General features: G+C 70.4%; 14 protein-coding genes. 13 read left to right on the forward strand and 1 reads right to left on the reverse strand.

Annotated features, from left to right (window positions below):
• The first annotated feature begins 29 nt into the window (after positions 1–29).
• A complete protein-coding gene (locus tag ABIA33_RS00910; RefSeq protein WP_370075806.1) occupies positions 30–722 on the forward strand; it encodes a demethylmenaquinone methyltransferase in 693 nt (230 codons plus the stop codon).
• Positions 723–775: 53 nt separating this feature from the next.
• On the opposite strand, the gene ABIA33_RS00915 is transcribed toward ABIA33_RS00910, so the two are convergent.
• Positions 776–1192, reverse strand: a complete 417-nt coding sequence (locus ABIA33_RS00915; RefSeq protein ID WP_370075808.1) for a hypothetical protein — start codon at positions 1190–1192, stop codon at positions 776–778.
• Positions 1193–1344: 152 nt separating this feature from the next.
• Between ABIA33_RS00915 and ABIA33_RS00920 the strand changes: the two genes are divergently transcribed.
• The 12 genes from ABIA33_RS00920 (at position 1345) to nuoK (ending at position 14010) form a co-directional block, all read left to right on the forward strand.
• Positions 1345–2649, forward strand: coding sequence for a geranylgeranyl reductase family protein (locus ABIA33_RS00920; RefSeq protein WP_370076230.1), 1305 nt, complete (start codon positions 1345–1347; stop codon positions 2647–2649).
• 474 nt (positions 2650–3123) lie between these two features.
• Positions 3124–3483, forward strand: a complete 360-nt coding sequence (locus ABIA33_RS00925; RefSeq protein WP_370075810.1) for an NADH-quinone oxidoreductase subunit A — start codon at positions 3124–3126, stop codon at positions 3481–3483.
• A 61-nt stretch (positions 3484–3544) separates the two neighbouring features.
• Positions 3545–4099, forward strand: a complete 555-nt coding sequence (locus tag ABIA33_RS00930) for an NADH-quinone oxidoreductase subunit B family protein (protein WP_370075812.1) — start codon at positions 3545–3547, stop codon at positions 4097–4099.
• Positions 4096–4821: an NADH-quinone oxidoreductase subunit C gene (locus tag ABIA33_RS00935; RefSeq protein WP_370075814.1), complete on the forward strand. Its 726-nt coding sequence runs from the start codon at positions 4096–4098 to the stop codon at positions 4819–4821. The genes ABIA33_RS00930 and ABIA33_RS00935 overlap by 4 nt, the downstream gene beginning before the upstream one ends.
• Positions 4821–6158 (forward strand): NADH-quinone oxidoreductase subunit D, encoded by a 1338-nt coding sequence (locus ABIA33_RS00940; protein ID WP_370075816.1) that lies wholly within the window; start codon positions 4821–4823, stop codon positions 6156–6158. Before ABIA33_RS00935 ends, ABIA33_RS00940 begins: the two co-directional genes overlap by 1 nt.
• On the forward strand, positions 6155–6979 hold the full coding sequence (gene nuoE, locus ABIA33_RS00945; protein ID WP_370075818.1) for an NADH-quinone oxidoreductase subunit NuoE: 825 nt from the start codon (positions 6155–6157) through the stop codon (positions 6977–6979). Before ABIA33_RS00940 ends, nuoE begins: the two co-directional genes overlap by 4 nt.
• On the forward strand, positions 6976–8352 hold the full coding sequence (gene nuoF / locus ABIA33_RS00950; protein ID WP_370075820.1) for an NADH-quinone oxidoreductase subunit NuoF: 1377 nt from the start codon (positions 6976–6978) through the stop codon (positions 8350–8352). The genes nuoE and nuoF overlap by 4 nt, the downstream gene beginning before the upstream one ends.
• On the forward strand, positions 8349–10868 hold the full coding sequence (locus ABIA33_RS00955) for an NADH-quinone oxidoreductase subunit G (RefSeq protein WP_370075822.1): 2520 nt from the start codon (positions 8349–8351) through the stop codon (positions 10866–10868). The genes nuoF and ABIA33_RS00955 overlap by 4 nt, the downstream gene beginning before the upstream one ends.
• Positions 10868–12202, forward strand: a complete 1335-nt coding sequence (gene nuoH, locus ABIA33_RS00960; RefSeq protein ID WP_370075824.1) for an NADH-quinone oxidoreductase subunit NuoH — start codon at positions 10868–10870, stop codon at positions 12200–12202. The genes ABIA33_RS00955 and nuoH overlap by 1 nt, the downstream gene beginning before the upstream one ends.
• Positions 12192–12785: an NADH-quinone oxidoreductase subunit NuoI gene (nuoI, locus tag ABIA33_RS00965; RefSeq protein ID WP_370075826.1), complete on the forward strand. Its 594-nt coding sequence runs from the start codon at positions 12192–12194 to the stop codon at positions 12783–12785. Before nuoH ends, nuoI begins: the two co-directional genes overlap by 11 nt.
• Positions 12782–13714, forward strand: a complete 933-nt coding sequence (locus ABIA33_RS00970; protein WP_370075827.1) for an NADH-quinone oxidoreductase subunit J — start codon at positions 12782–12784, stop codon at positions 13712–13714. The genes nuoI and ABIA33_RS00970 overlap by 4 nt, the downstream gene beginning before the upstream one ends.
• Positions 13711–14010, forward strand: coding sequence for an NADH-quinone oxidoreductase subunit NuoK (nuoK, locus tag ABIA33_RS00975; protein WP_030261239.1), 300 nt, complete (start codon positions 13711–13713; stop codon positions 14008–14010). Before ABIA33_RS00970 ends, nuoK begins: the two co-directional genes overlap by 4 nt.
• Positions 14011–14015 lie beyond the last annotated feature (5 nt).

The following is a 14015-nucleotide window of genomic DNA, read 5'->3' on the forward strand; positions in this document are numbered from 1 at the left end:
AGCCCTCCGCTGGGTGAACAATGGGGTCCGTGACCCGAGCCTCCCTGGACAAGCAGCCGCACGAAGTCGCCTCGATGTTCGACGACGTGGCGGCCAAGTACGACCTGACCAACGACGTGCTCTCGCTGGGGCAGACCCGGCTCTGGCGCAAGGCCGTCGCCCACGCGGTGGACGCCAGGCCGGGCGAGCGCATCCTCGACCTCGCCGCCGGGACCGCGACCTCCTCGCTCCCCTTCGCCGAGGCCGGAGCGACCGTCGTGCCCTGCGACTTCTCCCTCGGCATGCTCCGCGAGGGCAAGCGGCGCCACCCCGAACTGCCGCTCACGGCAGGCGACGCCACCCGGCTGCCCTTCGCCGACGGCGTGTTCGACGCCGTCACCATCTCCTTCGGCCTGCGCAACGTCCAGGACACCGACGCCGCACTGCGCGAGCTGCTGCGCGTCACCAGGCCGGGCGGCCGGGTCGTCATCTGCGAGTTCAGCCACCCCACCTGGGCGCCGTTCCGCACCGTCTACAGCGAGTATCTGATGCGCGCTCTGCCGCCGGTCGCCACCGCGGTCAGCAGCAACCCGGACGCCTACGTCTACCTCGCCGACTCCATCCGCGCCTGGCCCGACCAGCCGGCCCTGGCCGCCCGCCTCAAGTCCGCCGGCTGGTCCGGCGTCGCCTGGCGCAACCTCACCGGCGGCATCGTCGCCCTCCACCGCGGAGTGCGGGCCTAACGCGGGCCCTCCGGTCAGGACCCCCGGTCAGGACCCCCAGTCAGGGCCTTTGCTCAGGACGCGCGTTCGGACCCGGGCGGCCAGATGACGTGCACCTCGATGCCGGCGCCGCGGGCGCGTTCGACGGCGTCGGCGATCGGGCCGCCGGGTTCGCCGTCCCAGACCGCGACGAGCTCGTCGACCAGGCCGAGCAGCGCGGCCGTGGGGTCGATGCCCGGGGCGAGGCGGTGCACGGCGCGGGCCTGGCGCAGCAGCGCTGGGGAGGGGTGCGCGGGGGCGCCGATGACCTCCAGTGCGCCACCGTGCTCCAGCACGGCAGTGGCGAACCAGGTCTCCGGGCCTTCGCCGAGGGGGCTGACGCCGACCAGGCCGTAGGTCTGGTAGCCGGTGACCAGCCGCCAGAGCTCGCCGCGGACCAGCATCTCGGTGATCGCGGACAGCCCCTCGTGTCCCATGACGCCGATGTGCATCTGCGCCCCCTGTTCTGTCGTTCTGAGCCTGGACCGGGTGGACCCGGGCCAGCGTAGGCCACGCCCGCGGGGGGATCTCCTAGACTGCGCAGTGGCCCCTCTCGGGCTGCCGTTCCTTCCGACGAGAGCAGCAGGAGTCCCAGGTGTCGCAGGTGACCCAGCAGGCCGCAGCCATCGAGACTGCCGCTGTCGAGGCCGAGGCGGATGTCATCGTCGTCGGGGCCGGCCCGGCGGGATCCACGACGGCCTACCACCTGGCGCGGGCCGGACTCGAGGTGCTGCTGCTGGAGAAGGCGCACTTCCCGCGGGAGAAGGTGTGCGGGGACGGGCTGACGCCGCGCGCCACCAAGCAGCTGGTCGACATGGGCATCGACATCTCCGAGGAGGCCGGCTGGCTGCGCAACAAGGGTCTGCGGATCATCGGCGGCGGGGTCCGGCTCGAACTGGACTGGCCGGAGCTGGCGAGCTTCCCCGACTACGGCCTGGTCCGCAAGCGCGCCGACTTCGACGAGCTGCTGGCGCGCCAGGCGGAGAAGGCCGGCGCCAAGCTGCACCAGCTGTGCAACGTGACCGGGCCGCTGCTGGACGAGCGCACCGGCCGGATCGTCGGCGTCACCGCGAAGCTGGGAGAGGAGAAGCGCGAGGTCACCTTCCGCGCGCCGCTGGTCGTCGCGGCGGACGGGAACTCGACCCGGCTCTCCCTGGCGATGGGCCTGCACCGGCGCGAGGACCGGCCGATGGGCGTCGCCTACCGGACCTACTTCAACTCCCCGCGCAGCGACGACGACTACCTGGAGTCGTGGCTGGAGCTCTGGGACCGGCGCGGCGGGCAGCAGAAGCTGCTGCCGGGCTACGGCTGGATCTTCGGCATGGGTGACGGGACCAGCAACGTCGGCCTCGGCCTGCTCAACACCACGTCCTCGTTCAAGGACATCGACTACCGCGAGCTGCTCAAGGTGTGGTGCGCGGGCATGCCCGAGGAGTGGGGCTACACCCCGGAGAACATGACCGAGCCGATCCGCGGCGCCGCCCTGCCGATGGCCTTCAACCGGCAGCCGCACTACACCCGCGGCTTCCTCCTGGTCGGTGACGCCGGCGGGATGGTCAACCCGTTCAACGGTGAGGGCATCGCCTATGCGATGGAATCCGGCCAGATCGCGGCCGGGGTCATCGTCCAGGCGCTGGCGCGGCAGACCGACCTCGGCCGGGAACGGGCGCTGGAGGCGTACCCGAAGATCCTCAAGGACGTCTACGGCGGCTACTACTCGCTGGGGCGCGGCTTCGTGAAGGCCATCGGCAACCCGCTGGTGATGCGGATGGCCGCCCAGCACGGTCTCACCCACCCGGTGCTGATGAAGTTCGTGCTGAAGCTTCTGGCGAACCTGACCGATCCGCAGGGCGGCGACGCGATGGACCGCATCATCAACGGCCTGGCCAAGGTCGCGCCGCGGGCCTGAGCGGCGGGACGTGCGGTGAACCGGGTCCTGGCCCGGAGCGGACGGCGTCTGCTCCGGGCCAGGACTTTTGCGTGCCGTCAACGCCCCGCCTCGGCGACCACCCGGTCGGGGACTGGATCACTAACATGCCGCACCGGCACCGGCAAAACTTGCGCTGGAAGTCGCCATTCTGATAAGCGATACGCCTCCGAGCTGCAGTGATGGCGTGCCGGATTACCGTTTGTGAAGGAAAGCACACGGGATGTGGCTGATTTTGCCCACCCACTGCTTCATGATCATTCATCGGGTGGCGTAGATCACAATGATGGGGCTGACACCCGTGTCGCAGATCACATGCGAACGGGCATAGGATGCAGCCGTCTTGGGGGCTTGTGAACTGCCTCACATGAGCTGATCACGCTCCCGAGCTGTACGGACCCGCAGTCACCGACAGGGACAGGCGCCGACCCGGCTGTCTTGGGAGGTCGTTCGGTTATGAACGCATATGCGCCGATTCTGGTACTTGGCGCCCTCGCGGCTGCCTTCGCGGTCGGCTCCGTGGCGATGGCCGCGCTGACCGGCCCCAAGCGCTACAACCGCGCCAAGCTGGATGCCTACGAGTGCGGCATCGAACCCACGCCGCAGCCGGCCGGCGGTGGCCGGTTCCCGATCAAGTACTACCTGACGGCGATGCTCTTCATCGTCTTCGACATCGAGATCGTCTTCCTCTATCCCTGGGCCGTCACCTTCGACGCCCTGGGGATCTTCGGCCTGGTCGAGATGGTGCTGTTCATCGCCACCGTCTTCGTCGCATACGCGTACGTATGGCGGCGCGGGGGGCTGGAGTGGGACTGATCAGGGACGACGCCGTCATCGTCGACACCGCGAATCCGCCCGAGCGCTGAGAGGACACCAGATGGGTATCGAGGAGAAGCTGCCCAGCGGCTTCCTGCTCACCTCGGTCGAGCAGGCCGCCGGTTGGGTGCGGAAGAGCTCCCTCTTCCCGGCCACCTTCGGACTCGCCTGCTGCGCCATCGAGATGATGACGACCGGCGCGGGGCGGTACGACCTCGCCCGTTTCGGCATGGAGGTCTTCCGAGGGTCTCCGAGGCAGGCCGACCTGATGATCGTCGCCGGGCGGGTCAGCCAGAAGATGGCCCCGGTGGTGCGCCAGGTCTACGACCAGATGGCCAACCCCAAGTGGGTCATCTCGATGGGCGTCTGCGCCTCGTCCGGCGGGATGTTCAACAACTACGCGATCGTCCAGGGCGTCGACCATGTCATCCCCGTCGACATCTACCTGCCTGGCTGCCCGCCCCGTCCGGAGATGCTGATGGACGCCATCCTCAAGCTGCACGAGCAGATCCGCCACGAGAAGCTCGGCGCCCAGCGCGCCAAGGCGGAGGACGAGGCGGAGCAGCAGGCGCTGCAGGCGGTCCCGACGATCGAGATGAAGGGGCTGCTGCGATGAGCGACAGCGACGAGGTCGTGCACACCCCGCGCGAGGGCACGGAGCTGGAGATCGTCGGCGTCCGGCACGGGATGTTCGGTGGCGGCAACGGTGTCGGCGGCGGCAGCGGCGACACCTCCGGGTACGGGCGGATGGTCACCCCCATCGTGCTGCCCGGGCCGACGGCGCGACCGTACGGTGGGGGCTGGTTCGACGAGGTCGCGGACGAGTTGGAGGGCGCGCTGGAGGAGCAGGGGCTCCGGGTCGGCGCGGTGATCGAGAAGACGGTCGTGGACCGGGGCGAGATCACCTTCCACGTCCAGCGCGAGTTCCTGCCGCAGGTGATGAGGACCCTGCGGGACGATCCGGCGCTGCGCTTCGAGCTCTGCACCGGTGTGAGCGGGGTGCACTACCCGGGGGACAAGGGCCGGGAGCTGCACGCCGTCTACCACCTGCGGTCGATCACCCACAACCGGCTGATCCGGGTGGAGACCTCGGCCCCGGACGACGATCCGCACATCCCCTCGACGTTCTCGGTCTACCCGACGAACGACTGGCACGAGCGGGAGACGTACGACTTCTTCGGCATCGTCTTCGACGGCCACCCGGCGCTGACGCGGATCATGATGCCGGACGACTGGCTGGGCCACCCGCAACGCAAGGACTACCCGCTCGGCGGCATCCCCGTCGAGTACAAGGGCGCGCAGATCCCGGCTCCCGACCAGCGGAGGTCTTACAGCTGATGAGCACTCAACACGCGGAAGCGCCGGGCCGGGAGACCACCGAGGGGCGCGTCTACACCGTCACCGGTGGCGACTGGGACGAGGTCGTGACGGCGGCGGCGAAGGCCGACGACGAGCGCATCATCGTCAACATGGGTCCGCAGCACCCCTCCACGCACGGGGTGCTGCGGCTCATCCTGGAGATCGACGGCGAGACCGTCACCGAGGCGCGGTGCGGGATCGGCTACCTGCACACGGGCATCGAGAAGAACATGGAGTACCGGAACTGGACCCAGGGCACGACCTTCGTGACCCGCATGGACTACCTGACTCCGCTGTTCAACGAGACCGCCTACTGCCTGGCGGTGGAGCGGCTGCTGGGGATCACCGAGCAGATCCCGCAGCGGGCGAGCATCATCCGGGTGCTCATGATGGAGCTGAATCGGATCTCCTCGCACCTGGTGTGCCTGGCCACCGGCGGCATGGAGATCGGCTCGACCACGCTGATGATCTACGGCTTCCGTGACCGGGAGATCATCCTCGACATCTTCGAGCTGGTCACCGGGCTGCGGATGAACCACGCGTACGTGCGCCCCGGAGGCCTCGCCCAGGACCTGCCGCCGGGGGCGCTGGACCAGATCCGCGAGGGCGTGAAGCTGCTGCGTTCGCGGATGCACGAGTACGACAAGCTCGCGACGAACAACCCGGTGTTCAAGGCGCGGCTGGTGGACGTCGGCTACCTGGACCTGGCCGGCTGCATGGCGCTCGGCGCCACCGGGCCGATCCTGCGGTCCACCGGCCTGCCGCACGACCTGCGGAAGTCGCAGCCGTACTGCGGCTACGAGCAGTACGAGTTCGAGGTGCCGACCACCGACACCTGCGACTCGTACGGGCGCTTCCTGATCCGGCTCGCCGAGATGGAGCAGTCGCTGCGGATCGTCGACCAGTGCCTGGACCAGCTGCGCGGCAGCGGCCCCGGCCGGGTCATGGTCGAGGACAAGAAGATCGCCTGGCCCGCGCAGCTGTCGCTGGGACCGGACGGCATGGGCAACTCCCTGGACCACATCCGCACGATCATGGGTGAGTCGATGGAGGCGCTGATCCACCACTTCAAGCTGGTCACCGAGGGCTTCCGGGTCCCGGCCGGACAGGCGTACGAAGCGGTGGAGTCGCCCAAGGGCGAGCTGGGCGTGCATGTCGTCAGCGACGGCGGGACGCGCCCCTACCGGGTGCACTTCCGTGACCCCAGCTTCACCAACCTGCAGTCGATGGCCGCGATGTGTGAGGGCGGGCAGGTCGCGGACGTCATCGTCGCCGTGGCCGGGATCGACCCCGTGATGGGAGGCGTGGACCGGTGAGCACCGACAACGCGAGTGCGCCCGCAGCGAGTGCGCCCACCCTGCTGGGCCTGCCGGAGCTGCCCGCTCCGGTCTACCCGGCCGAGGTGCGGGCCAGGCTGGACCCGGACGCGCGGGAGCTGATCGACCGCTACCCGGACAGCCGGTCCGCGCTGCTGCCGCTGCTGCACCTGGTCCAGGCGGAGGAAGGGTTCGTCAGCCGGACCGGGATCCGTTACTGCGCCGAGCAGTTGGGTCTGACGACGGCCGAGGTCACGGCAGTCGCCACCTTCTACACGATGTACCGGCGGCGTCCCGCGGGCGAGTACCACGTCGGCGTGTGCACCAACACGCTGTGCGCGGTGATGGGCGGCGACCAGATCTTTGCCGAGCTGCAGCAGCACCTCGGTATCGGCAACAACGAGACCACCGCGGACGGCTCGGTCTCGCTGGAGCACATCGAGTGCAACGCCGCCTGCGACTACGCGCCCGTGGTGATGGTGAACTGGGAGTTCTTTGACAACCAGACGCCGGAGAGCGCGAAGCAGCTCGTCGACGAGCTCAGGGCGGGCGGCCAGGACGTGCGCCCCACCCGTGGCGCGCGGCTCTGCGGCTTCAAGGACACGGCGCGGATCCTGGCCGGGTTCCCGGACGAACGACCCGGCGCGGTGGACGAGTCCGGCGCGGGCGGCGCGCCGACCATGGCCGGGCTGCGGCTCGCGCGCGGCGAGGCGCTGCCGGGTACGGGCGCCGGGACGCGCATCGTCGCGCCCCGGCACGCGGACGAGCCGCCGAGCGACGCCGCTCCCGCTCCCACCGACGAGGAAGGAACGGCGCAGTGACCGCCGAGAACCCGGAGAAGCTGCTCTCCCCGGTCCTGTCCGACAGCTGGGACGACGACCGGCCCTGGACCCTGGACACCTACCGCCGCCACGACGGCTACAAGGGCCTGCACGAGGCCCTGCGGATGGACCCGGACGCGGTCATCGCCCTGGTCAAGGACTCCGGGCTGCGCGGACGCGGCGGGGCCGGCTTCCCCACTGGCATGAAGTGGCAGTTCATCCCCCAGGGCGACGGCAAGCCGCACTACCTGGTCGTCAACGCGGACGAGAGCGAGCCTGGCACCTGCAAGGACATCCCGCTGCTGTTCGCCAATCCGCACGTGCTCATCGAGGGCATGATCATCGCGAGTTACGCCATCCGCTGCAGCCACGCCTTCATCTACCTGCGCGGCGAGACCGTGCCGGTGCTGCGGCGACTGCACGCGGCGGTGGCCGAGGCGTACCAGGCCGGCTACCTCGGCACGAACGTGCTCGGCTCGGGCTTCGATCTCGAGATCACTGTCCACGCCGGTGCCGGCGCCTACATCTGCGGCGAGGAGACGGCACTGCTCGACTCCCTGGAGGGACGGCGCGGCCAGCCCAGGCTGCGGCCGCCGTTCCCCGCCATCGCCGGCCTCTACGCCTGCCCCACGGTGGTCAACAACGTCGAATCGATCGCCTCGGTGCCCAGCATCCTGCACCGGGGCACCGAGTGGTTCCGCTCCATGGGCAGCGAGAAGTCACCCGGCTTCACGCTCTACTCGCTGTCCGGGCACGTCACCAACCCGGGCCAGTACGAGGCGCCGCTCGGCATCACTCTGCGCCAGCTGCTGGAGATCACCGGCGGCGTGCGCGAGGGCCACCGGTTGAAGTTCTGGACGCCGGGCGGCTCGTCCACCCCGATGTTCACCGACGAGCACCTGGACGTGCCGCTGGACTACGAGGGCGTCGCCGCGGCCGGGTCCATGCTCGGCACCAAAGCCCTGCAGATCTTCGACGAGACCACCTGCGTGGTCCGCGCCGTGACCCGGTGGACCGAGTTCTACGCCCACGAGTCCTGCGGCAAGTGCACTCCCTGCCGCGAGGGCACCTACTGGCTCGTCCAGCTGCTGCGCAGGATCGAGGCGGGCCAGGGCGTCGAGGGCGACCTGGAGAAGCTCAACGACATCGCCGACAACATCAACGGCAAGTCGTTCTGCGCCCTCGGGGACGGCGCCGCCAGCCCGATCTTCTCCTCGCTGCAGTACTTCCGCGAGGAGTACGAGCAGCACCTCCGCGAGGGCCGCTGCCCGTTCGACCCGGCCGCCTCCACGGTCTGGGCCGACGCGCGCACCTCCCGCGGCTCCTCCGTAACCGCCCATCAGACCGCCCAGGAGAAGGGGGTGCTCGCATGACCACAGTGGCCAAGACCCCTGGAACCCCGGCGGCCCCGCCGCCCGAGGAGCTGTGCTCCGTCACCATCGACGGCGTGCAGGTGCAGGTGCCCAAGGGCACCCTGATCATCCGCGCCGCCGAGATGGTCGGCGTCGAGGTCCCGCGCTTCTGCGACCACCCGCTGCTGGACCCGGTCGGGGCCTGCCGCCAGTGCATCGTCGAGGTCGAGGGCCAGCGCAAGCCCGTCGCGTCCTGCACCATGACGGTCACCGACGGCATGGTCGTCAGCACCCAGGTCACCTCGCCGGTCGCCGAGAAGGCGCAGCGCGGAGTGATGGAGCTGCTGCTGATCAACCACCCGCTGGACTGCCCGGTCTGCGACAAGGGCGGCGAGTGCCCGCTGCAGAACCAGGCGCTGTCGCACGGTCAGTCCGACAGCCGCTTCGAGGGCGTCAAGCGAACCTACGAGAAGCCGATGCCGATCTCCACGCAGGTGCTGCTGGATCGGGAGCGCTGCGTCCTGTGCGCGCGCTGCACGCGGTTCAGCGAGCAGATCGCGGGCGACCCGTTCATCGAGCTGCTGGAGCGCGGCGCGCTTGAGCAGGTCGGCATCGGGGAGGGCGACGACTTCCGCTCGTACTTCTCCGGGAACACCATCCAGATCTGCCCGGTGGGCGCGCTGACCTCGGCGGCGTACCGGTTCCGCTCGCGCCCGTTCGACCTGGTGTCCTCGCCCAGCGTGTGCGAGCACTGCTCGTCCGGGTGCGCGATCCGCACCGACCACCGGCGCGGCAAGGTGATGCGCCGGCTGGCCGGGGACGACCCGGCGGTGAACGAGGAGTGGTCCTGCGACAAGGGCCGCTTCGCCTTCCGCTACGCGCAGTCGCGGGAGCGGCTGGCGACGCCGCTGGTTCGCGACGCGGACGGGGAACTGGTCCCGGCCTCCTGGCCGGAGGCACTCAGGGCGGCGGCGTCCGGGCTCGCCCGGGGACGTACCGGCGTGCTGGTCGGGGGCAGGGCCACGGTCGAGGACGCGTACGCCTACGCCAAGTTCGCGCGGGTCGCCCTCGGCACGAACGACGTGGACTTCCGGGCCCGGATCCACAGCGCCGAGGAGGCGGACTTCCTCGCGGCGGCCGTCGCCGGGCGCGGCGTGGACATCGACGGCTCCGGTCTGACCTACCAGGACCTGGAGGCCGCCCCGGCGGCCCTGCTCGTCGGGTTCGAGCCCGAGGAGGAGTCGCCGATCGTGTTCCTGCGGCTGCGCAAGGCCGCACGCGCCCGCAGGTTGAAGGTCTACTCGATCGCCACGCACGCCTCGCGCGGGCTCACCAAGCTCGGCGGCGCGCTGCTTCCGGCCGCGCCCGGCACCGAGGCCGAGTGGCTGGAGGCGCTGGCCGACGGCGACCCGCTGGACGGCGACGCCGGCCGGGCCGCGGAGGCGCTGCACCAGCCCGGTGCGGTGCTGCTGGTCGGCGAGCGGCTGGCGGGCGTCCCCGGCGCGCTGAGCGCGGCGGTCCGGCTGGCCCGGGCCACCGGCGCGCGGCTGGCCTGGATTCCGCGCCGGGCGGGCGAGCGCGGCGCCGTCGAAGCCGGCGCGCTGCCCGGCCTGCTGCCGGGCGGACGTCCCGTCACCGACCCCGAGGCGCGCGCGCAGACCGCAGCCGCCTGGGGCGTCGCCGAGATCCCGGAACGCTACGGCCGCGACACCGGCGGCATCCTCGCCGCCGCCGCGAGCGGCGAGCTGGACGCGTTGGTCGTCGGCGGCGTCGACCCGGCCGACCTGGGTGACCCGGCCGCCGCCGAGGCTGCGCTGGACCGAGCCGGGTTCATCGTCAGCCTGGAGCTGCTGCCGAGTGCCGTCACCGACCGTGCCGACGTTGTGTTGCCGGTGGCCGCCGTCGCCGAGAAGGCCGGGACCTTCCTGGACTGGGAGGGCCGGGTCCGGCTGTTCGAACCGGCCCTCAAGCCCGACCAGATGACGCAGCGTCACCTGAGCAGCGACCTCCGGGTGCTGCACATGCTCGCCGACGCCATGGGCAGCGCACTGGGACTTCCGGACGTCACCACCGCCCGCCGCGAGCTGGACGCCCTGGGCGCCTGGCGCGGCGAGCGGGTCGAGGCCCCGGCCGAGCTCGCGCGCCCGCTGCCGCGCCCGGCCGCGGGCGAGGCCGTGCTCGGCGGCTGGCGGCAGCTGCTCGACAACGGCTCGCTGCAGCAGGGCGACACCGCACTCGCCGGGACCAGGCACCCCGCGGTGGCCCGGCTGTCGCCCGCGACCGCCGCCGAGGTCGGCGTCGCCGAGGGAGCGACGCTGTCGGTGTCCGGGCCCGGTGGCAGCGTCACGCTGCCGCTGGCGATCACCCCGGAACTGCCCGACCGCGTCGTGTGGATCCCGCTCAACTCCACGCCGGGGGGCGCCCACCGCGCCCTCGGCGCGGTCCCCGGACGGGTGGTGGGGCTCGCCCCGGTCGCCGTCTCCCCGCAGGGGAGCACCGCCCACAACACCGCCACCACCTACGGAGGGGGTAACTGATGCAACCCGACGGAGTGTTCCTCGCCGCGGAGGACCTGTCGCTGTTCGGGGTGGACCCCTGGTGGCTGGTCCTGGTCAAGGCCGTGTTCTGCTTTGCCTTCCTGCTGGTGACCGTGCTCGTCGCGATCGTCTGGGAGCGCAAGGTCGTCGCCTGGATGCAGCTGCGCATCGGTCCCAACCGGCACGGCCCCTGGGGCATGCTGCAGAGCCTCGCCGACGGGGTGAAGCTCGCCCTGAAAGAGGACCTGGTCGTCACCGCCTCCGACAAGGTGGTGTTCATCCTCGCCCCGGTGATCGCGGCCGTCCCCGCCTTCCTGGCCATCGCGGTGATCCCGTTCGGTCCGGCCGGACACGAGATCTCCATCTTCGGCACCAGGACCACGATGCAGCTCACCGACTTCCCGGTGGCGATGCTCTACGTCCTGGCCGTGGCCTCGGTCGGCATCTACGGGATCGTGCTCGCGGGCTGGGCGTCGGGGTCGACATATCCGCTGCTCGGCGGGCTCCGCTCGGCCGCGCAGATGGTCTCCTACGAGATCGCGATGGGCCTCTCCTTCGCGGCGGTCTTCATCTACTCGGGGACGATGTCCACCTCGGGGATCGTCGACGCGCAGAAGCACACCTGGTTCGTCGCGCTGCTGCCGGTGAGCTTCGTCGTCTACATCATCTCGATGGTCGGCGAGACCAACCGCGCGCCGTTCGACCTCCCCGAGGCCGAGGGCGAGCTGGTCGGTGGCTTCAACACCGAGTACTCCTCGCTGAAGTTCGCGATGTTCATGCTCGCCGAGTACATCAACATGGTGACGGTCTCGGCGGTGGCGTCGACCCTGTTCCTGGGCGGCTGGCGGGCCCCGTGGCCGGTCAGTGCGTTCTGGGCCGGGGCCAACCACGGCTGGTGGCCGATGCTCTGGATCATCCTCAAGATCCAGCTGCTGCTGTTCTTCTTCATCTGGCTCCGCGGCACCCTGCCCCGGCTCCGCTACGACCAGTTCATGAAGCTGGGGTGGAAGGTCCTCATCCCGGTGTCCCTGGTGTGGCTGGTCATGGTCGCCACCTTCCGGGCGCTCCGCGACCAGGGTTACAGCCTGGGCCGGGACGCCATCATCGCGGGCGGCGTGGTCGTCGCGGTACTGCTGCTGTCGCTCGTCTGGGACGCACTGCGGAAGAAGGAGCAGCCGGTGCAGGACCAGGCCCCGGAGGAGTTCGACCCGATGGCGGGCGGCTTCCCGGTGCCACCCCTGCCGGGGCAGCAGCTCCCGCCGGTGCCGCGCCGGGCAGCGCGCACCCACCTGTCCGTAACCGCAGCAGCGAAGGGAGACGACGGTGCCAACTGAACATTCCTCTTTCGGCCTGGGCCCCGCCGCCGGCTTCGGCGTGACCTTCAAGGCCATGTTCAAGAAGCGGCTCACCGAGCAGTACCCCGAGTACAAGAAGCCGACCGCGCCCCGCTTCCACGGCCGGCACCAGCTCAACCGGCATCCGGACGGGCTGGAGAAGTGCATCGGCTGCGAGCTGTGCGCATGGGCCTGCCCGGCGGACGCCATCTATGTGGAGGGCGCGGACAACACCGACGAGGAGCGCTACTCGCCGGGCGAGCGCTACGGCCGGGTCTACCAGATCAACTACGCCCGCTGCATCCTCTGCGGGCTGTGCATCGAGGCATGCCCGACCCGGGCACTGACGATGACCAACGAGTACGAGCTGGCGGACAGCAGCCGAGAGTCGCTGATCTTCACCAAGGAGCAGCTGCTCGCCGGCCTCACCGAGGGCATGGTCGAGTCGCCGCACTCGATCTTCCCCGGCACGGACGAGGGCGACTACTACCGCGGGCTGGTCACCGAGGCCGCGCCGGGCACGGAGCGTCAGGTCGCTGTCAGCAAGGGCGAGAAGCCTTCGGAAGAGGGTGCGTCGGCATGATCTCCGTGGCTGCCGCCCCCCTCACCGGGGCCGCCTCCGTCGGCGAGGCCGTGCAGTTCTGGGTCCTCGCCGTGCTGGCGGTCTCCGGGGCGCTGGGCATGGTGCTCTGCAAGAAGGCCGTTCACTCCGCACTCTGCCTCGCCGGGACGATGATCGCCCTGGCGATCTGCTACATGGCGCAGGGGGCGGTCTTCCTCGGCGTCGTCCAGATCGTCGTCTACACCGGCGCGATCATGATGCTGTTCCTCTTCGTGGTCATGCTGGTCGGCGTCACCTCCGAGGACTCGGTCAAGGAGCCGCTCAAGGGCCAGCGCTGGGCCGCCGTCATCGGCGGCCTCGGCTTCGGCGTGCTGCTGATCGCGGGCATCGCCAACGCGAATCTGCGCAGCTTCACCGGCCTCAAGGCGGCGAACGCCGGGGGCAACGTGCAGGGGCTGGCCCGGCTGATCTTCACCCAGTACGTCTGGGCCTTCGAGGTCACCGGCGCGCTGCTGATCACCGCCGCCATCGGTGCGATGGTGCTGACCCACCGCGAGCACACCGAGGAGCGGCAGACCCAGCGTGAACTCGCCGAGCAGCGCGTACGCCTGGGCACACAGGTCACCCCGCTGCCCGCGCCCGGCGTCTACGCCCGGCACAACGCGGTGGACATTCCGGGGATGCTGCCGGACGGCAGCGTCTCCGAGCTGACCGTCAACCCGACCCTGCGCGCACGAGGCCAGATGCGGGACGTCAGCGGCGAACTCGTGCACCGCATGGGCGAGCTGGAAGCCGGCACGGCGGTGTGGCTGGGGCGGAAGACCCCCACGCCGCGCGGCGGCACCGAGCTCAGCAAGGCCGTCACCCGCACCCCGGCGAGCACCCCCGCGAGCACTCCCGCCCGCACCCCCACCACCGCTCCCGACCAGGTAGAGGAGTCGTCCGAATGAACCCCGTCAACTACCTCTACCTGGCGGCGCTGCTGTTCACCATCGGTGCCACCGGCGTCCTGGTACGGCGCAACGCGATCGTGCTGTTCATGTGCGTGGAGCTGATGCTGAACGCCTCCAATCTGGCCCTGGTCACCTTCTCCCGGCTGCACGGCAACCTGGACGGGCAGATCATCGCCTTCTTCACCATGGTGGTCGCCGCAGCCGAGGTCGTCGTCGGACTGGCGATCATCGTGAGCGTCTTCCGCACCCGTCACTCGGCCTCGGTCGACGACACCAACCTCATGAAGCTGTAGCGGCG

This window comes from Streptacidiphilus sp. MAP12-16 (genome assembly GCF_041262165.1).
In the GTDB taxonomy this organism is placed as follows: Bacteria; Actinomycetota; Actinomycetes; order Streptomycetales; family Streptomycetaceae; genus Streptacidiphilus.